The following is a 1,873-nucleotide window of genomic DNA, read 5'->3' as shown; positions in this document are numbered from 1 at the left end:
CCAGTTCCCACTGCTGCGCCTGGCACTGTTCAAGGTGCGTACGTTCCGCATCTCGGTGCTGGGCGGCTTCATCACGCGCCTCGGCATCGGCGGCCTGCCTTTCCTGCTGCCACTGCTGTACCAGCTGGGCCTGAAGCTGGCGCCGTGGCAATCGGGTCTGTTGATGATGCCGACGGCCGCCGCCGCGATGGGCATGAAACTGATCGCGCCGAAGGTATTGGCACGCTTCGGCTATCGCCAGGTGCTGGTGTTCAACACGATCTGCATCGGCATCACGATCGGCCTCTTTTCCCTGGTGGGACCGGGCACGCCGTGGTACGCGATCGCGGGCATCGGTCTGCTGCAGGGCTTTTTCAACTCGCTGCAGTTTTCCAGCATGAATACGCTGGCCTATGCCGACATCGAACCGAAGGATTCCAGCATGGCGAGCACGATCTCGTCGTCGTTCCAGCAATTGTCGATGAGCTTCGGCCTCGCTGCCGGCTCACTCGTGACGGCCTGGTTCCTGGGCCGTGTGCCGCAGACCGACCAGGTGATGGTGACGAAGGCGCTGCACCACGCCTTCCTCACGCTGGCCCTGATGACGATGGTGTCGTCGCTCGTCTTTGCGCGCCTGCGCCGCAGCGATGGCGAGAGCATCAGCAAGGGCAAGACGGCGACGGCCGTGGCGCAGGATCCGGCGCCACTGTCGCAGGCCTGAACCGCAGGCGGTGCCGGCTTACTCGACCGCCGTCACCGCTTCCCAGCGAGTTCATGACGCGATGTTATTTATTTGGTTCGACTAGAGTCGAGCTCCCGAGTTGAGGGACTGGATCAGCCATAACCTGAAACGCGGCTGCACGGAAAGCGTACTGGTCGATACGATGCTGATGAAGGGGTTCGACAGGCATGTGGCGCACGGCCTCGTCGCCGCGTTCGCGCACGCGCTGGCACACGATGAGCCGCTGCCGGAGGACAGCGTCATGGTCGACGTGCTGGCATCCGCTTATGTGCCGGATCCGTCACGTCTGCCGCCGGGCAACCGCATCCACACCGCCGACCGGCACGTCGACGTGCTGATGCGGCTGCAGCGGCCCTGCGTCGCCGTTCTGGGCAATGTGTTGTCGGCGGAAGAATGCGCGGCGGTGATCGCGCTGGGTCGGCCGCGTCTTGCGCCGTCGACGATCGTCGATCCCCGTAGCGGCATGGACCGCGTAGCCCCTCACCGCAGCAGCGAAGGCATGTTCTTCGGGCTGTGCGAGGATGAATTCATCGCGCGCATCGACCGGCGGATATCAAGCTTGATGGGGCTGCCGGTCGAGCACGGTGAAGGCCTGCAGCTGCTGCATTACGGCCCGGATTGCCACAGCAGTCCGCATTACGATTTCCTGGTCCCGCAGAACGATGCCAACCGCGCATCGATCGCACGCAGCGGCCAGCGCGTGAGCACGCTCGTCATCTATCTCAACGATGTGCCGGCAGGTGGCACGACGGAATTTCCCGAAGTGGGCCTTGCAGTCACGCCGCGGTAAAGTCATGCCGTGTATTTCGAATACGCGAATGGCGCCGGCCAGCTCGATCACGCCACACTGCACGCGGGCGCCGCGGTCGAAACAGGCGAAAAATGGGTGCTGACGAAGTGGATGAGGGCCCGGCCGTTTGTGGCTGCGGGCTGAAGTCGAAAAGCAAAAAGCCCGCTCAGACTATTCTGAGCGGGCTGTTGCGTATAACTAGCCTGACGATAACCTACTTTCACACTGGTTGCAGCACTATCATCGGCGCAAAGTCGTTTCACGGTCCTGTTCGGGATGGGAAGGGGTGGTACCGACCTGCTATGGTCATCAGGCATGACTTGTACGGGTATCGCCGCGGTGTCGCTGGCGCTACCCTGAAT

2 protein-coding genes and 1 rRNA gene are annotated in these 1,873 nt (G+C 62.8%); 2 read left to right on the top strand and 1 reads right to left on the bottom strand.

What is annotated here, in order from left to right:
* Together AC1DYX_RS30770 and AC1DYX_RS30765 are read left to right on the top strand one after the other, a co-directional pair.
* The coding region (locus tag AC1DYX_RS30770) for an MFS transporter (RefSeq protein WP_477265961.1) at positions 1 to 700 on the top strand (700 nt) is incomplete at its 5' end.
* A 169-nt stretch (positions 701 to 869) separates the two neighbouring features.
* Positions 870 to 1,511, top strand: coding sequence for a prolyl 4-hydroxylase family protein (locus tag AC1DYX_RS30765; protein ID WP_477265959.1), 642 nt, complete (start codon positions 870 to 872; stop codon positions 1,509 to 1,511).
* Positions 1,512 to 1,712: 201 nt separating this feature from the next.
* On the opposite strand, the gene rrf is transcribed toward AC1DYX_RS30765, so the two are convergent.
* Positions 1,713 to 1,825 (bottom strand): 5S ribosomal RNA (gene rrf / locus AC1DYX_RS30760).
* Between the last annotated feature and the right edge of the window lie 48 nt (positions 1,826 to 1,873).

Source organism: Massilia sp. P2_C2 (assembly GCF_056404615.1).
Note: the sequence above shows the minus strand (reverse complement) of the source record. Positions and strands in the feature narration are given on the sequence as shown.